The organism is Streptomyces koelreuteriae (genome assembly GCF_018604545.1).
Taxonomy (GTDB): Bacteria; Actinomycetota; Actinomycetes; order Streptomycetales; family Streptomycetaceae; genus Streptomyces; species Streptomyces koelreuteriae.
The window spans coordinates 1,116,380-1,136,175 of the sequence record NZ_CP075896.1; the positions used below are offsets into that span (position 1 = coordinate 1,116,380).

The 19,796-nt window shown below is 70.6% G+C and carries 13 protein-coding genes and 1 tRNA gene; 6 read left to right on the top strand and 8 right to left on the bottom strand.

Annotated features, from left to right (window positions below):
- Positions 1-33 precede the first annotated feature (33 nt).
- Positions 34-1,782: an FAD-dependent oxidoreductase gene (locus KJK29_RS04965; RefSeq protein ID WP_215117479.1), complete on the bottom strand. Its 1,749-nt coding sequence runs from the start codon at positions 1,780-1,782 to the stop codon at positions 34-36.
- Positions 1,783-1,981: 199 nt separating this feature from the next.
- Between KJK29_RS04965 and KJK29_RS04970 the strand changes: the two genes are divergently transcribed.
- The gene (locus KJK29_RS04970; RefSeq protein WP_215117480.1) at positions 1,982-3,775 is read left to right on the top strand and encodes a sigma-54-dependent Fis family transcriptional regulator; all 1,794 of its coding nucleotides are present in this window, start codon (positions 1,982-1,984) and stop codon (positions 3,773-3,775) included.
- A gap of 52 nt (positions 3,776-3,827) precedes the next feature.
- Here KJK29_RS04970 and KJK29_RS04975 read toward each other — a convergent pair.
- Positions 3,828-3,912: transfer RNA gene (locus tag KJK29_RS04975), tRNA-Leu, on the bottom strand.
- A gap of 142 nt (positions 3,913-4,054) precedes the next feature.
- Here KJK29_RS04975 and KJK29_RS04980 point away from each other — a divergent pair.
- Positions 4,055-5,395: a DUF2254 domain-containing protein gene (locus KJK29_RS04980; protein ID WP_215117481.1), complete on the top strand. Its 1,341-nt coding sequence runs from the start codon at positions 4,055-4,057 to the stop codon at positions 5,393-5,395.
- 111 nt (positions 5,396-5,506) lie between these two features.
- On the opposite strand, the gene KJK29_RS04985 is transcribed toward KJK29_RS04980, so the two are convergent.
- The 3 genes from KJK29_RS04985 to sucC are packed head-to-tail and all read right to left on the bottom strand — an operon-like array spanning position 5,507 to position 9,127.
- On the bottom strand, positions 5,507-7,048 hold the full coding sequence (locus KJK29_RS04985; RefSeq protein ID WP_215117482.1) for an aldehyde dehydrogenase family protein: 1,542 nt from the start codon (positions 7,046-7,048) through the stop codon (positions 5,507-5,509).
- Positions 7,049-7,091: 43 nt separating this feature from the next.
- Positions 7,092-7,982, bottom strand: coding sequence for a succinate--CoA ligase subunit alpha (gene sucD / locus KJK29_RS04990; RefSeq protein ID WP_215117483.1), 891 nt, complete (start codon positions 7,980-7,982; stop codon positions 7,092-7,094).
- A gap of 14 nt (positions 7,983-7,996) precedes the next feature.
- Positions 7,997-9,127, bottom strand: coding sequence for an ADP-forming succinate--CoA ligase subunit beta (sucC, locus tag KJK29_RS04995; RefSeq protein ID WP_215117484.1), 1,131 nt, complete (start codon positions 9,125-9,127; stop codon positions 7,997-7,999).
- A 143-nt stretch (positions 9,128-9,270) separates the two neighbouring features.
- Between sucC and KJK29_RS05000 the strand changes: the two genes are divergently transcribed.
- From KJK29_RS05000 to KJK29_RS05015, 4 genes are all read left to right on the top strand, one after another.
- The gene (locus tag KJK29_RS05000) at positions 9,271-10,953 is read left to right on the top strand and encodes a thiamine pyrophosphate-binding protein (RefSeq protein ID WP_215117485.1); all 1,683 of its coding nucleotides are present in this window, start codon (positions 9,271-9,273) and stop codon (positions 10,951-10,953) included.
- Positions 10,954-10,962: 9 nt separating this feature from the next.
- Positions 10,963-12,204 carry a formyl-CoA transferase gene (gene frc / locus KJK29_RS05005; RefSeq protein ID WP_215117486.1) on the top strand — a complete coding sequence of 414 codons (1,242 nt, stop codon included), beginning with the start codon at positions 10,963-10,965 and terminating at the stop codon, positions 12,202-12,204.
- Positions 12,205-12,208: 4 nt separating this feature from the next.
- Positions 12,209-14,353: an acetate--CoA ligase family protein gene (locus KJK29_RS05010; RefSeq protein ID WP_215117487.1), complete on the top strand. Its 2,145-nt coding sequence runs from the start codon at positions 12,209-12,211 to the stop codon at positions 14,351-14,353.
- Positions 14,354-14,473: 120 nt separating this feature from the next.
- Complete coding sequence (locus KJK29_RS05015) at positions 14,474-15,862, top strand: OFA family MFS transporter (RefSeq protein WP_215117488.1); 1,389 nt, start codon at positions 14,474-14,476, stop codon at positions 15,860-15,862.
- A 96-nt stretch (positions 15,863-15,958) separates the two neighbouring features.
- Here the strand turns inward: KJK29_RS05015 and KJK29_RS05020 are convergent, their stop codons facing one another.
- The 3 genes from KJK29_RS05020 to eboE form a co-directional block, all read right to left on the bottom strand.
- Positions 15,959-17,035, bottom strand: a complete 1,077-nt coding sequence (locus tag KJK29_RS05020; protein WP_215117489.1) for a sugar phosphate isomerase/epimerase family protein — start codon at positions 17,033-17,035, stop codon at positions 15,959-15,961.
- Between the two features lie 80 nt (positions 17,036-17,115).
- Complete coding sequence (locus KJK29_RS05025) at positions 17,116-18,507, bottom strand: nucleotide pyrophosphatase/phosphodiesterase family protein (protein ID WP_215124152.1); 1,392 nt, start codon at positions 18,505-18,507, stop codon at positions 17,116-17,118.
- Positions 18,508-18,623: 116 nt separating this feature from the next.
- Entirely contained in the window at positions 18,624-19,793 is a 1,170-nt protein-coding gene (gene eboE / locus KJK29_RS05030) for a metabolite traffic protein EboE (protein WP_215117490.1), read from the bottom strand.
- Positions 19,794-19,796: the final 3 nt, after the last annotated feature.

Sequence of the window (19,796 nt, forward strand, 5' to 3'; positions counted from 1 at the left end):
CATGAGGCGTCCGCTTCCTCCATGATTGCGCGTTCAAGCGTGACCGAGGATCCGCCGCAGCGTGTCCGCGAGCAGTTCTCCGGCGTCCGGAGCAGCGGACGCGTGCCGGAAGGCGACGAAGCCGTCCGGGCGTACGAGGAGGGCGCCGCTGTCCGTGATCTCGCGCAGCCGCGCCCAGTCGCCGTACGGGTCCTCGTACTCCTGCCCGGGACCGATCACCACGGTGGCGATCTCGATGTCCTGGGCCTCGGCCGCGCGCACCCAGTCCTCTCCCCCGATGCCGGTCAGCAGGGTGAAGCGGCCCCGGCCGACCGTGTCGAGGGTGGAGAGCGTGCGGCTGCCGGAGGTGATCCAGGCGTGCGGGAGCCGGGCGCCGGGGCGGGAGGACGGCTGGTGGTGCAGCTCGGGGTCGCGGGCGAAGCCGGGGTCGGGCGTGCCGTCCGGGACGATCGCGGCGGAGCTCTCGGCGGGATAGCGCTGGTTGAGGTCGACGCCGTGCGCGTTGAACTCGTACACCTTGAAGGCGATCGCCTCGCGCAGTTGAGCGCGCTGCTTCTCGGCGGCCTCGGTGGCGTCCTTGCGGGCGGCGATGTTGGCCCAGAGCTGCTCGGGGGTCTGCGGGGAGAGGCCGTCGAGGGCCTCGAAGACCGGGGCGGTCTCGCGGATGGACTGGTTGGCGCGGGTGACGATCTGCCGGCCGATGGGCGCGCGTTCGGCGGTGTAGCTGTCGAGCAGCCTGGGGTGGGCGGTGCCGTCGAGGACGAGCTTGAGCTTCCAGGCCAGGTTGTAGGCGTCCTGGATGGAGGTGTTGGAGCCGAGGCCGTTGGACGGAGGATGGCGGTGCACGGCGTCTCCGGCGCAGAAGACACGGCCGCTCGCGTACCTCTCCGCGTACATCTCGTTGACCGTCCACGCGGAGGACGACTTGATGGTCACGGGGATGTCGTCGTCGCCGACGAGCTTGCGGACGACGGATTCGGCGTACGCGGTGGTCAGATCGGGGGCGCCCGCGGTGACGTCGTAGCCCCACACGATCAGCCACTCGTTCCAGGGCCGGACGCAGCGCACCAGACCGGCGCCGATGCCGCCGACCGTCGCGCCGGGCGCGAGCACCCAGTAGAGGGTGGAGGGGCGGTGGGCGGTGTACCGCGTCAGGTCCGCCTCGAACACGATGTTGACGCTGCCGGCCACGCCCATCTGGCCGCCCATCGGCAGCCCGGCGTCCGCGGCGACCTTCGACCGTCCGCCGTCGGCGCCGATCAGGTACTTGGCGCGGATCTCGTACGTGTCCCCGCGCAGCCGGTCGCGGACGGTGGCCGTGACGCCGTCCGCGTCCTGGGTGTGGGACAGGTACTCGGTCTCGAAACGCAGCCGGGTGCCCCGGGCGATGGCCGCGTCCACGAGGACCGGCTCCATGAGGTGCTGCGGCATGTCGCACATGCGGGTGGGGCTGGCGAGTTCGTGTTCCGCCTGCACGAGCGGGTCGTTGCCCCAGGAGCGCACCCGGCCCAGTTCCTCGCCCGCCAGGCTGGTGCAGAAGGTCGTGTTGCCCATCAGGTGCTGCGGGGTCGCCTGCGCGACGACCTCCTGCTCCACGCCGAGGTCGCGCAGCACCTCCATGGTGCGCTGGTTGGTGATGTGCGCACGGGGCGTGTCGGCGAGGCCCGCGTAGCGGGTCACCACGAGGTTGGGCACGCCGTAGGTGCTCAGGGCGAGCGCGGCCGAGGCACCGGCCGGGCCGCTGCCCACGATCAGGACGTCGGTCTCGACGACGGTGGACACGGGGCGCTCCTGCGGGGGGAATCGGACTTCGGCCACTCATGATCATGGAGGGGATCGGCGGGAGGCGGGTGTCTCAATACGAGACATCGTGTGCGCCGTACGAGACATCGTGCGCGCCGGACGAGACGTCGTGTGCGCCGGACGTTCCGGACACGGCGGTTGTTGTCCGTTCAACGGAACCCGATACGGTGGACATGTCGTGACCACCACAGAGCACACCCCCGCAGCCACCGCCGCCCTCCCCTCGCTGTACGACGCCCGCGAACGCTTCCTGGCGGGGCGCCCGTTGCCCGACGGCGTACCGGAGGAGGTCGCGGCGGCGTGGCGACGGGCGCGGTTCCACGGAGTGCCGCACGACTTGGCGGAACCGGCGGTCCGACCGCCGCGGCCAGTGGAGTCGGCGCTGCTCGCGGCGGCCCGACCGGTGCTCGACCGCATCGTCCCAGCCCTGGGCGCGGACGGGTCGCTGCTCGTGCTGACCGACGAGCGGCTGCGTGTGCTGTGGACGGCGGGGAATCTGCCCGGGCTCGACACCTGCCCCGTGCTGTCGGAACCGGAGGTCGGCAACAACAGCGCGGCTCTCGCGCTGCGCACCCGGCGCCGGGCCGAGACGCACGGGCCGGAGCACTTCCTCGACCGATGGCAGGACGTGTCCGCGGTGTCCGTCCCGGTGCTCGACCCGAAGGGTGCCCAGGTGCTCGGCACGGTGACCGTGGCGGCCCGGCTGTCCACCACCCGTTCGCCCCATCCGCAGGCGGCCCTCGCCGAGGCCGCCGCGGCCGCGGTCGAGACGGAACTGCGCACCCGGGCGGGCCGGGCCGAGCGGGTACTGCTGGACGCATACCTACGGGCTGCATCCGGCACGGAGTGCGAGGCCGACCCGGCGGTAGTCGCCCTGGACGGCCGCAATCGGCTGGTCAGCGACGCGGCGCAGCGCATGCTGACCCCCGGAGTGCTCGAAGCACTGGAACGTACGGCGGTCAGCGCGCGGCGCGGGGACACCGCCGTGGAAGCGGCAGCCGTCACCGAGGGCCTCGGATACACCGCCCGGATCACGCCCGTGCGCCTGGACGACGGTACGGTCCTCGGGATCGTCGCCGTCCTGGAACGGCTCGGCGATTCCCCGCCGTCGACGCCGGCCTCGCCCCGCCCTCCCGTCACTCTCACGGGTTCCTCGGTCCCCTGGCGGCACGCGGTCGCACGTGCGGTCGAACTGGCGCGCTCCCCGGAGCCGCTGCTGCTGACCGGCGAGCGCGGAACCGGCAAGTCCGCGCTGGCTCGGGAGCTGCTGGGCCTGCGTGGCCTGCCCGGCCTGTCTGGTCCGCCCGGCTCGCTCGATTCGCTCGGTGAAGGCGCTGTCCGGGTCGCCGACGCGGCGCGGGACACCGGCCTCGACGAGGCCCTGGCCGCGTGGCAGGCCGACCGGCCACTCCTCCTGCGGCACGCCGAGCGCCTCGCACAGCCGGGCGTGGCCGCCCTCAACTCCCTGCTCGACACGCATCCCGACACGCGCGTCCTGGTCACCTACACGCCCGGCGCCCAGGTCGGCCCCTGCCTGCAGCGACTGCTGGACAAGCTGTCCGCCCGCTCGGTGACCCTGCCCCCGCTGCGGGAACGCCCCGAGGACATCCGGGAACTGCTGCCTGTCCTCGCGCCCCGGCCGACACCCGGACAGCCCCCGCTGACCTGGACCCTGGACGCCCTGCGCGCGCTCGAGCTGTACCCGTGGCCCGGGAACGTCACCGAGCTGGCCCATGTCGTCCGGGCCCTGGCGGAGCAACGGCGGATGTTCGGCCCGGTCCGCCGGGCCGAACTCCCGGACCCGGTGCGCGAAGGCCCGGCCGCGCGGCCCCTCAGCCCGATGGAACACGCCGAGCGCGCCGCGATCCTGGAGGCGCTGCGCCGTCACGGCGGCAACAAGGCGCGGGCGGCTGCCGCGCTGGGGATCGGCCGGGCGACGCTGTACCGCAAGCTGCGGGGATACAAGGAGTGAACAAACAGCTCGGGCGGGCCGGGAAATCTCCCGACCCGCCCGAGCTGGTCTGTGTCCGAGGGGGGACTTGAACCCCCACGCCCGATAAAGGGCACTAGCACCTCAAGCTAGCGCGTCTGCCATTCCGCCACCCGGACAAGGTGTCTGCCGCCTGGCCAGGGGTGCTCCCCGCGGCGACATGGACAACAATACCAAGGTTTCGGAGTGCCTTTCACCTGCGTTTCCGTCCGCCTGGCGGGGGTCCGGGACCTCGCGGCCCGATACCCCTAGGGTCGCACCATGAGTGACTGGATGGTTACGCAGAGCCCCGCTCCGGGTCACCGCCCGCGTGCGCTGTCGCCGCTCCGGGAGCATCTGCGGGACACGTTCTGGTTCGCTCCCACCCTGGCCATGGCGAGCGTCTTCGTGGTCTGGGTGGGGGCGCAGGTTCTCGACACGATCATCGTCGACGCGCTCCAGGAGGACGGCGACTACGAGACGCTCGAGGAGCTGCTGCGGTTCGCGGAGGACGCCAAGGCCGTCGTGACCGCGGTCGGCTCGGCGATGATGACCTTCATCGGGGTGGTCTTCAGCATCTCGCTGGTGGCCGTGCAGATGGCGAGCGGGCAGTTCACCCCGCGCGTGGTGCGGCTCTTCGTGCGGAGCCGGATCACCAAGGCGACCTTCGCGGTGTTCCTGGCGACCTTCGTGCTGACCCTGCTGGTCCTGACCTCCTTCGACACCGCCGACGATCCCCGTGCCGTGACGTCGGTGCCACTGGTGCAGTCGGTCCTCACGCTCTGCATGGTCGCGCTGAGCCTGTTCCTGTTCGTGCTGTACGTGAACACCACCCTGCGGCTGATGCGGATCAGCCATGTCATCGCGCGGATCGCCACGGAGTCCTTCCGGGTCGCCGCCTCGATGCCCGTGCCGACCGGCGGACACGACGGGCACGACGCCGCGCTCCTCGGTCCCGCGACCGCGTGGGTTCCGCACGAGGGCCGGGCGGGTGTGCTGCGGGACGTGCACATCGCCCGGCTGGTGCGGGTGGCGCGCAAGCACGGGGTCGTACTGCGGCTGATCCCTCGGATCGGGGACTTCGTGGTGCCCGGTACACCCGTACTGGCCGTCCACGGCGGCCCGGCCCCGCCACGCGGGGCGCTGCGCTACACGGCCTCGGTCGGGGTGGAGCGGACCTACCACCAGGATCTCGGCTTCGGCTTGCGCCAGTTGTCCGACATCGCGCTGCGCGCCCTGTCGCCCGCGATCAACGACCCGACGACCGCCGTCCAGGCCTTGGACCGCATCATCCAGTTCCTGGCCTCCCTGAGCCGACGCCCGCTGGACGCCGCCCTGCACCGGGACCGGGCCGGTGCGGTGCGGCTGGTGCAGCCCGTGCCGGGATGGACCGAGCTGGTGGATCTGGGGTTCACCGAGGTACGGGGGTGTGCCGTCGGGAGCCCGCAGGTCTCCCGGCGCATGCTGGCCGGACTGGACGACCTGCTTCTGCTCGTGCCGGCGGAACGGCGTGAGCCGCTGCTGCGCCACCGCGAACTGCTCCGCCAGGCGGTCGACCAGGCCGAAGCGTCCCCCGCGGACCGCGCGTTCGCCCTGCGCCCGGACCGGCAGGGCATCGGCTGACGGGCATCGGCTGACGGGCGTCGGCTGCCCCGGCACCTCGAAGACGTCCGACGCCGGGAACCCGCGGTGCCTGCCCGCGTGGCGAACCGGCGTCGGACGCAACCGCCCTCCTCACGGCAGCAGCTGGTACTCCGGGAAGTTGCCCGGCAGCCGCTCCCCCGCCGGTCCGCGTGTCACCGCGCGCACCAGCAGCTCGCCGCCGACGAACGCGCCGCGCCAGGACGCGCCGAGCCCGCCGAACAGCTCGTCGCGGTCGCCGCGGGAGCGGGGCCGGCCATGGCCGACCTTGAAGGCGCGGATGTGCGGGGCGAGCCGCTCGTAGGTCGCCCGGTCGTCCGTGGACAGCGTCGCCACGAGCGCGCCGTTCGAGGCGTTCATGGCGGCGAGCAGCTCCGCCTCCGTGTCGACCAGGACGATGGTGTCGACCGGGCCGAACGGCTCCGCGTGGTGCAGCGGGGAGGACGCGGGCGGGTTGAGGAGGGTGACCGGCTGGACGTAGGCCGAGGTGTCCTGGCCGGGCAGGAAACGGGCGTCGGCCGGGCTGCCGCGGTGCAGGGGCACGGCGCCTCGTTCGATCGCCTCGGCGACCTGGTCCTGGAGCTCCTTCGCCTTGGCGGCGTTGATCACCGGCCCGAAGTCCAGCTCGGCGTACGGGTCGTCGGGCTTCTCGACGGCGAGCGGGTGCCCGACCCTGACGTCACGGACCGCCGGGAGGTAGGCCGCCAGGAACGCGTCGAACAGGTGCCGCTGGACGACGAAGCGCGGGTACGCCGTGCAGCGCTGCTTGCCGTAGTCGAAGAGCCCCGGGACCAGCGCGGTGAGCGCGTCCCAGTCGGAGTAGTTCCAGATGCCCCAGGTGTTGAGTCCTTCCTGTTCGAGTACGTGTCGTTTGCCGAGGTCGGCGACGGCCGTGGCCACCGCGGCGCCGGTGTCGCGGCCGCCGACGAAGGAGACGCAGCCGATCTCGGGCGCCCTCACCAGCGCCTGGGACAGCTCGCCTCCGCTGCCGCTGACGAGGGTCAGGGGGATCCCCTCGCGCGCGGCGAGCGCACCGGCCAGGGTCAGGCAGGCGACACCGCCGTCGGTCGGGGTCTTGGCGATGACCGCGTTGCCTGCCAATGCCTGTACCAGTAATGCGTGAACGAGCACGCTCATCGGGTAGTTCCAGCTGGCGATGTTGGAAACGGGGCCGTCCAGCGGGGCCCGTCCGGCGAGCATCGGTTCGATGCCGTCGACGTACCAGCGGACCCCGTCGATGGCCCGGTCGACGTCCGCCTGGGCGAGGCGCCAGGGCTTGCCGATCTCCCAGACGAGCAGGAGCGCGAGCAGTCGGCGGTGTTCGGTGAGGGCGTCGAGTGTGGCGGCGACGCGGGCCCTGCGCTCCGGCAGGGGGACGTGCCGCCAGGCTCGGTGCTGGTCGAGGGCGGCGCGCACGGCCTGGCGGGCGGTGGCCCCGTCCAGGCGCGGCGGGCCGGCGATGGGGCTGCAGTCGACCGGGCTGACGGCGGGCAGGACCCTGCCGTCAGCCTGCCAGGCGGAGTTCCAGAGGTTGAGGACCCGGTCGTCGCGGAAGGCCTCGGGCGCGGCGGCGAGGCAGCGCCGCCAGGCGTCGGGCCAGGACGTGCCGGACTTGAGGGTGAGGGTGGGTGGCATGGGGTTGCTCCGCTCTCGGTGCACAGTCGGGGGCGGGCTCATGTCAGCTGTGAGGGAGGCCGTCGAGACGTGCGAGGACCAGCTTCGCGGTCTCGGTCGGGGTGCTTCCCACGCTCACCCCGACCGCCTCCAGCGCCTCCTTCTTGGCCTGCGCGGTGCCGGACGAGCCGGACACGATCGCGCCCGCGTGGCCCATGGTCTTGCCCTCGGGCGCGGTGAATCCGGCGATGTAGCCGACGACCGGCTTGGTGACGTGCTCGCGGATGTACGCCGCCGCGCGTTCCTCCGCGTCGCCGCCGATCTCACCGATGAGGACGATCAGTTCGGTGTCGGGGTCGTCCTGGAAGGCGGCGAGGCAGTCGATGTGCGTGGTGCCGACGACCGGGTCGCCGCCGATGCCGACGCATGTGGAGAAGCCGATGTCGCGCAGCTCGTACATGAGCTGGTACGTCAGCGTGCCCGACTTGGAGACCAGGCCGATACGGCCCGGCTTGGTGATGTCGGCCGGGATGATGCCCGCGTTGGACTGGCCGGGGGTGATGAGTCCCGGACAGTTGGGGCCGATGATTCGCGTGCCCTTCTCCTTGGCGTACGTGGTGAAGGCGACGGAGTCGTGGACGGGGATGCCCTCGGTGATGACGACCGCGAGGCCGATGCCCGCGTCGGCGGCTTCGACGACGGCCGCCTTGGCGAAGGCGGGCGGTACGAAGACGACGGTGACGTCCGCTCCGGTCGTACGCATGCCGTCGGCGACGGAGCCGAAGACCGGCACAGCCCGGGCGTCGAAGTCGACCGTGCGGCCCGCTTTGCGGGGGTTGACGCCGCCGACCACGTTCGTGCCGGCCGCGAGCATCCGCCGGGTGTGCTTCATGCCCTCGCCGCCGGTCATGCCCTGGACGAGGACCTTGCTCTCCTTGGTGAGGTAAATGGCCATGGCGTTCCCTCTCCTCAGGCCGCGGTGGCTAGTTCGGCGGCGCGGCGGGCGGCGCCGTCCATGGTGGTGACCTGCTGGACCAGCGGATGGGCGTGCCCGTCGAGGACGGCACGGCCCCGGGCCGCGTTGTTGCCGTCGAGGCGCACGACGAGCGGCTTGGTGAGGTGGACGGTGTCCAGGGCCCGGACGATGCCGTCGGCGACCGCGTCGCAGGCGGTGATCCCGCCGAAGACATTGACGAAGACGGACTTCACGTCCGGGTCGGAGAGGATCAGCGACAGTCCGTCCGCCATGATCTGGGCGCTCGCTCCGCCGCCGATGTCGAGGAAGTTGGCGGGGCGTGCGCCGCAGCCCGCGACCACGTCCAGGGTCGACATGACGAGTCCGGCGCCGTTGCCGATGATGCCGACCTCGCCGTCGAGCTTGACGTAGTTGAGGCCCTTGGCGGCTGCTGCGGCCTCGATGTCGTCGTCGTGTGCCCCTTCGTCGGCACCCCATCGCGCCTGTCGGAAACGGGCGTTGTCGTCGAGGGTGACCTTGCCGTCAAGGGCGAGGATCTGCCCCTGTCGGGTGCGGACGAGCGGATTCACCTCGACGAGCAGGGCGTCCTCGCGGACCAGGACGTCCCAGAGACGTACGAGGACATCGACGGTCTGCGGCGGCAGTCCGGCCGCCCGGGCGATCTCGCCCGCCTTCGCGGAGGTGACGCCCTCGGCGGGGTCGACGGGGATACGGGCCACGGCCTCCGGACGACGGGCCGCCACCTCCTCTATGTCCATGCCGCCTTCCGCCGAGGCGATCGCGAGGAAACGGCCGGCCGCGCGGTCGAGCACATAGGACACGTAGAACTCGGTATCGATGTCGACCGGTTGGGCCAGCATCACCTTTCCGACCGTGTGGCCCTTGATGTCCATGCCGAGGATCTGACGGGCGGTGAGCTCAGCGGCGGCCGGGTCGGCGGCGAGCTTCACACCGCCCGCCTTGCCGCGTCCTCCGGTCTTCACCTGCGCCTTGACCACGACCCGTCCGCCGAGGCGGCGTGCGATCTCGCGGGCTTCCTTGGCCGAGTCCGTCACCTCGGCCCGAGGCACCAAGATGCCGTGTTCTTCGAAGAGTTCCCTTGCCTGGTGTTCGTACAGGTCCATTCCGGCTCCCTGTCTGAAAGTGCCGCACGCCCCCTGGACACCACCCACCGGATGCGGGATAACAAGCTTCATACAGTATTCGTCGACTGTATGCAATGTACCGCGAGCCGTTCCAACCCCCTACGAAGGGACAGGACTTCGCCATGCCCGACGACACCCAGGACCTGATTTCCGGTGGTCATCTCGTAGCCAAGGCACTGAAGGCCGAGGGGGTCGACCGCATCTACACGCTGTGCGGCGGCCACATCATCGACATCTACGACGGCTGCGTCGACGAGGGCATCGAGGTCGTCGACGTACGCCACGAACAGGTCGCCGCCCACGCCGCCGACGGCTACGCGCGCATCACCGGCAAGCCCGGCTGCGCCGTGGTCACCGCCGGACCGGGCACGACCGACGCCGTCACCGGCGTCGCCAACGCCTTCCGCGCCGAGTCCCCCATGCTGCTGATCGGCGGTCAGGGGGCCCTCACCCAGCACAAGATGGGGTCCCTCCAGGACCTGCCGCACGTCGACATGATGAACCCCATCACCAAGTTCGCCGCGACCGTGCCGGACACGGCGCGTGCGGCGGACCTGGTCTCCATGGCGTTCCGCGAGTGCTTCCACGGCGCGCCCGGTCCCTCCTTCCTGGAGATCCCGCGCGATGTACTGGACGCCAAGGTGCCAGCGGCCAAGGCACGGGTGCCGCAGTCCGGCGCCTACCGTGCCTCGACCCGCTCGTCCGGTGACCCCGAGGCGATCGAGAGGCTCGCCGACCTGCTGGTGCACGCCGAGAAGCCGGCCATCCTGCTCGGCAGCCAGGTGTGGACGACCCGGGGCACCGAATCGGCCATCGACCTGGTGCGCACCCTGAACATCCCGGCGTACATGAACGGCGCCGGACGTGGCACCCTCCCACCCGGCGACCCGCACCACTTCCAGCTCTCGCGCCGGTACGCCTTCTCCAACGCCGACGTGATCGTCATCGTCGGCACGCCCTTCGACTTCCGCATGGGCTATGGCAAGCGCCTCTCGCCGGAGGCGACCGTCGTGCAGATCGACCTCGACTACCGCACGGTCGGCAAGAACCGCGACATCGACCTCGGCATCGTGGGCGACGCCGGGCTGGTGCTCAAAGCCGTGACCGAGGCGGCCTCCGGACGCGTCAACGGCGGTGCGTCCAGGCGCAAGGAGTGGCTGGACGAACTGCGCGCCGCCGAGCAGACCGCTCTGGAGAAGCGGCTGCCGAGCCTGCGGTCGGACGCCTCGCCCATCCACCCGTACCGCCTGGTCAGCGAGATCAACGACTTCCTCACCGAGGACTCGATCTACATCGGCGACGGCGGCGACATCGTCACCTTCTCCGGGCAGGTCGTGCAGCCCAAGTCACCCGGGCACTGGATGGACCCCGGTCCCCTGGGCACGCTCGGCGTCGGCGTCCCCTTCGTGCTCGCGGCCAAGCAGGCGCGGCCCGACAAGGAGGTCGTCGCGCTCTTCGGCGACGGCGCGTTCTCCCTCACCGGCTGGGACTTCGAGACTCTCGTCCGCTACGACCTCCCCTTCGTCGGCATCGTCGGCAACAACTCCTCCATGAACCAGATCCGCTACGGCCAGTCCGCCAAGTACGGAAAGGACCGCGAGCGGATCGGCAACACCCTCGGCGACGTCCACTACGACAAGTTCGCCCAGATGCTGGGCGGTTACGGCGAGGAGGTCCGCGACCCCGCCGACATCGGCCCGGCCCTGCGGCGCGCCCGCGAGTCCGGCAAGCCGTCCCTGATCAACGTCTGGGTCGACCCCGACGCGTACGCCCCCGGAACCATGAACCAGACCATGTACAAGTGAGGTGCCCCGATGACTGCTCCGTCCACCAAGGCCCTCGAAGGCATCCGCGTCCTGGACATGACCCACGTCCAGTCCGGGCCCTCCGCGACCCAGCTGCTCGCCTGGCTCGGCGCGGACGTCGTCAAGCTGGAGGCGCCGACCGGTGACATCACGCGCAAGCAGCTGCGTGACCTGCCGGACGTCGACTCCCTGTACTTCACGATGCTCAACTGCAACAAGCGGAGCATCACCCTCAACACCAAGACCGAACGCGGCAAGGAGATCCTCACCGAGCTGATCCGGCGCTCCGATGTCATGGTCGAGAACTTCGGACCGGGCGCGGTCGACCGGATGGGCTTCACCTGGGACCGCATCCAGGAGATCAATCCACGGATCGTCTATGCCTCCATCAAGGGGTTCGGCGAAGGCCCGTACACCAAGTTCAAGGCGTACGAGGTCGTCGCGCAGGCCATGGGCGGGTCGATGTCGACCACCGGTTTCGAGGACGGGCCGCCGCTGGCGACGGGAGCCCAGATCGGGGACTCGGGGACGGGTGTGCACGCCGTGGCGGGGATTCTCGCGGCGCTGTTCCAGCGGGAGAACACCGGGCGCGGTCAGCGGGTCAACGTGGCCATGCAGCATGCCGTCCTCAACCTCTGCCGGGTGAAGCTGAGGGACCAGCAGCGGCTGGCCCATGGCCCGCTCCGTGAATATCCCAACGACGACTTCGGCACGGAGGTTCCCAGGTCCGGAAACGCGTCCGGCGGCGGCCAGCCCGGCTGGGCGGTCAAGTGCGCGCCGGGCGGCCCGAACGACTACGTGTACGTCATCGTGCAGCCCGTCGGCTGGCAGCCGATCAGCGAGCTCATCGGCCGGCCCGAACTGGCCGAGGACCCCGAGTGGGCGACGCCCGAGGCGCGGCTGCCCAAGCTGAACAAGATGTTCCAGCTGATCGAGGAGTGGTCCTCGACGCTGCCCAAGTGGGAGGTGCTGGAGCGGCTCAACGCGCACAACATCCCGTGCGGACCGATCCTGTCCACCCGGGAGATCATCGAGGACCGGTCGCTGGTCGCCAACGAGATGGTCGTCACCGTGCCGCACCCGCAGCGGGGCGAGTTCGTGACCGTCGGCAGCCCGCTCAAGCTGTCCGACTCCCCCGTCGAGGTGACCGGTTCACCGCTGCTCGGCGAGCACAACGAAGAGGTCTACGTCGGCGAACTCGGCCTCGGCGACGAGGAAGTACGCCTGCTCAAGTCGAACGGAGTGATCTGACGTGATGGCAGAAGACCGCCTCCTGCGGGTGCGCGGCCTCCTCGACTCCGTGCGGGCCGAGGGGCGGACCGCGCTGACGGCGCCCGAGGGCAAGGTGATCGCCGACGCGTACGGGATCGCCGTACCGGGCGAGGAGCTGGCGACCGACGTCGAGGAGGCCGTGGCGTTCGCGGCGCGCTTCGGCGGGCCCGTCGTGATGAAGATCGTCTCGCCGGACATCCTGCACAAGACCGACGCGGGCGGGGTCGTCGTCGGCGTCGAGGGCGCCGCGGACGTACGGGCCGCGTTCCACACCATTGTCGACAACGCGCGTGCCTACGACGCCGCTGCCCGTATCGACGGTGTGCAGGTGCAGGAGCTGCTGCCGAAGGGGCAGGAGGTCATCGTCGGGGCGGTCACGGACCCGACGTTCGGGAAGGTGGTCGCGTTCGGGCTCGGCGGGGTGCTCGTCGAGGTCCTGAAGGACGTCACCTTCCGGCTCGCTCCGGTGGACGCCGACGAGGCGCTGTCGATGCTGGACTCGATCCGCTCGGCGGAGATCCTGCGCGGGGTGCGCGGCCAGGCGGGTGTGGACCGGTGGGCCGTGGCCGAGCAGATCCGCCGGGTGTCCGAACTCGTCGCGGACTTCCCGGAGATCGCCGAGGTGGACCTCAATCCGGTGATCGCGACGGCGGAGGGGGCCGTCGCGGCCGACATCCGGGTGATCCTCGCCGAGTCGCAGCCCCCGCCGCGCCGGCGGTACTCCAGGGACGAGATCCTCACGTCCATGCGCCGGCTGATGCAGCCGAGCTCGGTCGCCGTGATCGGCGCCTCCAACGAGCAGGGCAAGATCGGCAACTCCGTGATGCGCAACCTCGTCGACGGGGGCTTCGCCGGGGACATCCACCCGGTGAATCCCAAGGCCGATGACATCCTGGGCCGCAAGGCGTACAAGAGTGTCACGGACGTTCCCGGTGAGGTGGATGTGGCGGTCTTCGCGATCCCCGCCAAGTTCGTGGCCTCGGCCCTGGAGGAGGTGGGACGCAAGAAGATCCCGAACGCCGTGCTGATCCCCTCCGGCTTCGCCGAGACCGGCGAGCACGAACTCCAGGCGGAGATCGTGGAGATCGCCGAGCGGCACGGCGTACGGCTGCTGGGTCCGAACATCTACGGCTACTACTCCACCTGGCAGGACCTCTGCGCCACGTTCTGCACGCCGTACGACGTCAAGGGCGGGGTCGCTCTGACGTCGCAGTCGGGCGGCATCGGGATGGCCATCCTGGGGTTCGCCCGCACCACCAAGACGGGTGTGTCGGCGATCGTCGGGCTCGGCAACAAGTCGGACCTGGACGAGGACGACCTGCTGACGTGGTTCGGGGAGGACCCCAACACCCAGTGCATCGCGATGCACCTGGAGGACCTCAAGGACGGTCGCGCGTTCGTGGAGGCCGCGCGGGCGACCGTGCCGAAGAAGCCGGTCGTAGTACTCAAGGCGGGGCGTACGGCGGCAGGCGCGAAGGCGGCCGGTTCGCACACCGGTGCCCTGGCGGGCGACGACGCCGTGTACGACGACATCCTGCGGCAGGCCGGGGTCATCCGGGCCCCCGGGCTGAACGAGATGCTGGAGTACGCGCGCGCGTTGCCGGTGCTTCCCGCCCCCCAGGGCGACAACGTCGTCATCATCACGGGGGCCGGCGGCAGCGGCGTGCTCCTCTCGGACGCGGTGACGGACAACGGCCTGTCGCTGATGGAGATCCCACCCGACCTGGACGAGGCGTTCCGGAAGTTCATCCCGCCCTTCGGGGCCGCGGGCAACCCGGTGGACATCACCGGGGGCGAGCCGCCGTCGACGTACGAGGCGACGATCCGGCTGGGCATGGAGGACCCGCGCATCCACGCGCTCGTCCTCGGCTACTGGCACACCATCGTCACTCCTCCGATGGTCTTCGCGGAGCTCACCGCGCGCGTGGTGGCCGAGTTCCGGGAGCGCGGGATCGAGAAGCCCGTCGTGGCATCACTCGCGGGCGATGTGGAGGTCGAGGAGGCCTGCCAGTACCTCTTCGAGCGCGGGGTCGTGGCGTACCCGTACACGACCGAGAAGCCGGTGGCCGTGCTCGGCGCCAAGTACCGCTGGGCGCGGGAGGCGGGGGTGCTGGGGGGCGGTACATGAGGTGAGGGAGCGGGGGCCGGCCGACGGTGCGCGTCGGCCGGCCCCGGGACCCGTACGCGCACGAAAGGCATGGGACAGGGGGCGCTGGCCAGATCTTTCGACGCAAGGGGTGCAATCCACGTGACAACCACCGACGTTCCACGGGTCGCCGCCTATCGCGAGCTGACCGACAAGAACGGACGCGTCTATCGCGTCGGCGAGTCCGACATCGACATCATGGGGCGCAAACGCAAGTGGATGGTGATCCTGCCCTGGATCGGCATGATGGGCATCTCCTCCGCCGAGTACGCGTTCGCGTCCGCCGAGGACACCCTGCACACGGCGCACAGCTGGAACAGCATGCACATCTTCTGGATGATGACCGTCTGGGTCTTCTTCCAGGCCGCGGTGGCCTTCCCGGCGGGCAAGCTGCGTGAGAGCGGCAGGCTGCCGGCCCGCTGGGCGATGATGTGCGGAGCGACGGGCACCCTGCTGGGCTATCTGTCGCTGGCGTTCGCGCCGCACGTCGTCTTCGCCTACATCGGCTTCAGCATGTTCAGCGGCATGGGCGCGGGCATGGTGTACGCCACCTGCGTCAACATGGTCGGCAAGTGGTATCCGGAGCGCAAGGGTGGCAAGACCGGCTTCGTCAACGGCGGTTTCGCCTACGGCTCGGTGCCCTTCGTCTTCCTCTTCAACGGCTACATGGACCTGACCAACTTCCGCTGGGTGCTGGTCTCGGTGGGCGTGTTCCTGGCCGGAATCGTGGCGGTCTCCGGCTACTTCTTCAAGGACCCGCCGAAGAACTGGTGGCCCTCGGCGATCGACCCGCTGAACCCGCCCGCCGACCCGCGTGCGGCCCGCTCGCTGCGGATGAACCCGCCGGCGGTCCACCAGTACTCCCCCAAGGAGGCGTGGAAGACCGGCCGGGTGGCCCTGATGTGGTTCTGTCTGGCGTGCACGTCCGGCGTGAACATCTTCGGTATCGCCTTCCAGGTGGACATCGGCGAGGAGGCCGGGTTCGCGGGCGGGATCGTGGCCACGGCCATGTCCCTGAAGGCGATCGTCAACGGAACCGGCCGCGGCGTCATCGGCTGGCTCTCCGACCTCTATGGCCGCAAGCGGTGCCTGCTCGCCGTGTGCGTCATCCTGGGCCTCGCCCAGTTCGGCATCCTCTGGTCGGCGGACAGCAAGAACCTGACCCTGTTCTTGATCTTCTCGGCGATCTCCGGCTTCGGAGGCGGCGCCATCTTCCCGATGTTCGCGGCCCTCACCGCGGACTACTTCGGCGAGAACAACAACGCGTCCAACTACGGCATGGTCTACAGCGCCAAGCTCGTCTCCGGTCTGGGCGCGGGTATGGGTGCCGTGGTCGTCGGTGCCTGGGGGCACTCGGGTGCCTTCATCCTGGCCGGCTCGATCTCGCTCTTCGCCGGCTGCGTGGCCCTGTTCCTCTCCCCGCCGGGACGCGACAAGGAAGAGAGCCGCGTCGTCCCCAATCCCCAACCGCTCGGCGAGGACACGGCCTGATCGTGACGCGCCCGGACAGGGCTCGTGGGCTGGCCGTCCCACGCGTGAGGAGGCCCCTCCCGATGCGGGAGGGGCCTCCTCATGCCACTACGGCTTTCAGCACTTCTCTCTCAGGGAGTGCAGGTGCGCGCTGGACCGGCGCGCGAAGGTGAACGACTCGGCCGGGTTGTCGTGCTCGGCCTGCCAGTGGTGGGCCATGCGGTGGCCGCGCAGCCGGGTGACGGCGGAGATGAAGCGCTGGTAGTCGATGTCGCCGTCGCCCACGTCGGTCATGTTGTAGCCGTAGGGGTTCGACGGGTCGCTCTCGCCGTCCTTCACATGGAACAGCGGGTAGCGGTCCGGCCGCTTGAGGACGTAGTTCAGCGGTTCGAAGGGCGCAGGCTTGCCGTCGGGCCGCTTGGAGAAGCGGAACTGGCCGACGTACGCCCAGTAGATGTCCATCTCCAGGTAGACGAGGTCCGGGTCGGTCTCCTTGAGCAGGATGTCGTAGAGGCGGACCTTGGGGTTGTCCGTCGCGAAGGAGAACTCCTCGGAGTGGTTGTGCTGGTAGAACTTCATGCCCCGGGCCTTCGCCGCCGCGCCGTAGGTGTTGAAGTCCTCGGCGGCGCGCTTCCAGGCGTCGACGGTGGAGCCGTAGCGGAACGGGCCCGAGGCCGTGCCGATGTGCTTGAGGCCGAGGGCCTGGGCGTCGTCGAGGACCTTGGTGAGGTTCTGGGCGAAGGTGTAGGCGTTCTGGTCGTTGGAGTAGTAGCCGACATGGCTGCCGATCGGGTTCAGGCCGTGGTTGCGGGCCAGCCGCTTGAGCTGGGCGAGCGTGATGGGGCCCGCGGAGCCCTGGGTGTAGCCGGCGAACTCGACCTCGTCGTAGCCGTACCTCTCCAGCTCGGCGAAGACGGGGCCGAAGCCGAGGGTGGAGACCTTGTCGCGCAGGCTGTAGAGCTGGATACCGAGGCGGCCGGGCGGCAGGACGGGGCGGCCCCGGCCCTTGGCTCCGGACGCGGTGCCGGTGGCGCCTGTGTTGCCGGTGGTGGCGGTCGCACTGCCGGTGGCGGCCGTCGCGGGGGCCGCGGCGCCGAGCAGGGCGGCGGCGGTGGCTCCGGCGGCCACGCCGAGCATGCCGCGTCTGCTGAGGCGGTGGGTGAGCTCGGGATCGGGCTGGGAGAAGCGGCTCATGCGTGGAACTCCTCGTGATCGCGGGGCGTTGTCAGTGGTGAGTGCTTCACTTGTGACCAGTCGGGACTCAGGCTCTTTCCTCAGCCGAGACCGGCGAGTTCGAGCAGCAGTGACTTCACATCGGTGGCCGCGACGCGGTCACCGACAGCACGGGGGGTGGAGCAGATGAGGAGCGGACCGTCGTCGTCGCTCTCCGGGAGGCGGCCGTGGCTGCCGCGAATAGGTGAGGGGTCCAGGGGCACGACCGCCATGCGGTAGCGCATGCCGAGTTTCTTGCGCGCCAGTGCGGTGGCCGCCTTGACCTTGACGTAGGGGTCGAGGGGATCCATGAAGAGTTCGACCGGGTCGTAGCCGGGTTTGCGGTGGATCTCGACGAGCTGGGCGAAGTCGGGCGCGTGGGCGTCGTCGAGCCAGTAGTAGTACGTGAACCAGGCGTCGGCTTCCGCCACGGCAACGAGTTCTCCCGCGCGCGGATGGTCGAGGTGATGGGCCTTCTTGCCCTCGTCGTCGAGGAGTTGGCCGAGGCCGGGCAGTCCGTCGAGGGCGGCCCGGGTGGCTTCGAGGTCCTCGGGGCGGCGCACATAGACATGGGAGATCTGGTGGTCGGCGACCGCGAAGGCACGTGACGCCATCGGGTCGAGGTACTCCATGCCCTCCTGCGTGTGCACTTCCAGCAGGCCGGCGCGGCGCAGAGCGCGGTTGATGTCGACGGGCCGGCTCACCCGGGTGATGCCGTACTCGGACAGCGCGACGACCGTGCGGCCCTCGGCGCGGGCGTCGTCCAGGAGCGGGGCCAGGGCGGCGTCCAGATCGGCGGCCGCCTTCAGGGAGCGCGGGTCGTCGGGGCCGAAGCGCTGCAGATCGTAGTCGAGGTGAGGGAGGTAGCAGAGCGTCAGATCGGGGTGCCGGGTGCGGTTGATATGGCGGGTCGCGTCGATGATCCACCGGCTGGAGACGAGGTCGGCTCCGGGGCCCCAGAAATGGAAAAGGGGGAACGTGCCGAGCTTTTCGGTGAGTTCATCGTGCAGTGCGGCCGGCCGGGTGTAGCAGTCGGGTTCCTTGCGGCCGTCGGCGTAGTAGACCGGACGGGGGGTGACGGTGAAGTCGGTGTCGGCGCCCATGGCGTACCACCAGCAGATGTTCGCGACGGTGTAGCCGGGGTGGGCACGGCGGGCGGCGTCCCAGAGCTTGTCGCCGGCCACGAGCCCGTTGTGCTGGCGCCACAGGAGGACATCGCCGAGTTCGCGGAAGTACCAGCCGTTGCCGACGATGCCGTGCTCCGAGGGCATGGTGCCGGTGAGGAACGTGGACTGGGCGGCACAGGTGACGGCGGGCAGGACGGTGCCCAGCGGGGCGCGGGAGCCGGACTGGCCGAGCGCCTTGAGACGGGGCATGTGGTCGAGGAGACGGGGGGTGAGGCCGACGACGTCTAGGACGAGGAGGGGTGTGGGGCCTGCCGGGGTCGGGCGGATGCCCGGGGCAGATGGGGCGGTGCCCGGGGCGTCGGCGCCTGGGACGGAAGGGCCGGTGCCCGGGGCGTCGGCGCCTGGGACGGAAGGGCCGGTGCCCGGGGCGGAAGCGTGGGTGCTCACGGCAGCTCCTTCAGGCCGAGGTCCGTCAGCAGGTCTCGGGCGAGGGTGAGTTCGGCGGCGATGCCCTCGGTGAGCTGGGCGCGGCCCCGGGGGCGCAGTTCGGACGGGAGGGCCTGCCAGGTGTAGGTCTCGACCTCCAGGTGGCGGGTGAGCGGGGCCGAGCCGCCGACGAGCCGGGTCAGTGCGGACTTCAGGACCGGAAGTGTGGAGGTGAGGGGCGCGGCGGGGGCCGCGTGCAGGGGGACGTGGAAGTGGGCGCGCCAGGGTGCGCCGTCCGGCAGGGCGTGGCCCGCCAGGGCCTCGTCGAGGTCGTCGGTGGCGCGCAGCCCCGCGGCGGTGGCGGTGCGGGTCTGGTGCAGGAAACGGGGTTCGGCGAACGCGGCGAGAGCCTCGCGGACCTCGGGCAGATGGGGGTGTTCGGCATGCAGGGCGGCGGAGAGCTGGGATTTGACGACGGGGACACGGGCCTCGGTGAGGGCGTCCAGGGCGGTGTCCGGATCTTCGAAGGAGGTGGCGAGATGGCAGGTGTCGACACAGATGCCGATGCGGTCGTGGCCGATCGCGGTGAGCGGGGCGATGGCGTCGCGGGTGGTCTCGACGACGCAGCCGGGTTCCGGTTCCAGGCCGACGCGGATGGAGCGCCCGGTCAGTTCCTCGATGGCGTCGAGGCGTTCGGCGAGGGTGCGCAGGGCGGTGTGGGCGGTCTCCGCGCGCTCGTCGTCGTACGCGGTGCGCCAGGCGAGGGGCAGGGTCGAGATGGTGCCCTCGGCCACGTCGTCGGGGAGGAGCCCCGCAAGGACCCGGGCCAGAGCGCTGGTGTGGTCGAGGCGTTCCGGGTCGGCCCAGTCCGGCTTGTAGACGCGGTATTTGACCTCCTCGGCCCCGAAGCCCTCATAGGGGAAGCCGTTGAGGGTGACGACCTCGAGGCCGCGCCGGTCGAGCTCGGTGCGCAGGCCGCGCAGCGCGGACGGGTCGCTTACGAGGACCCGGGCGGCGTCCTTGGCGAGCCACAGCCCGATGCCGAGCCGGTCGCGGCCCAGTCGGCGGCGGACGGGCTCGCAGTGGTCGCGGAGCTGGGCGAGGACCCCGTCGAGGGTTTCGGCGGGGTGGACGTTGGTGCAGTAGGCGAGGTGGACCGTGGAACCGTCGGGGTGGCGGAAGCGCATGGT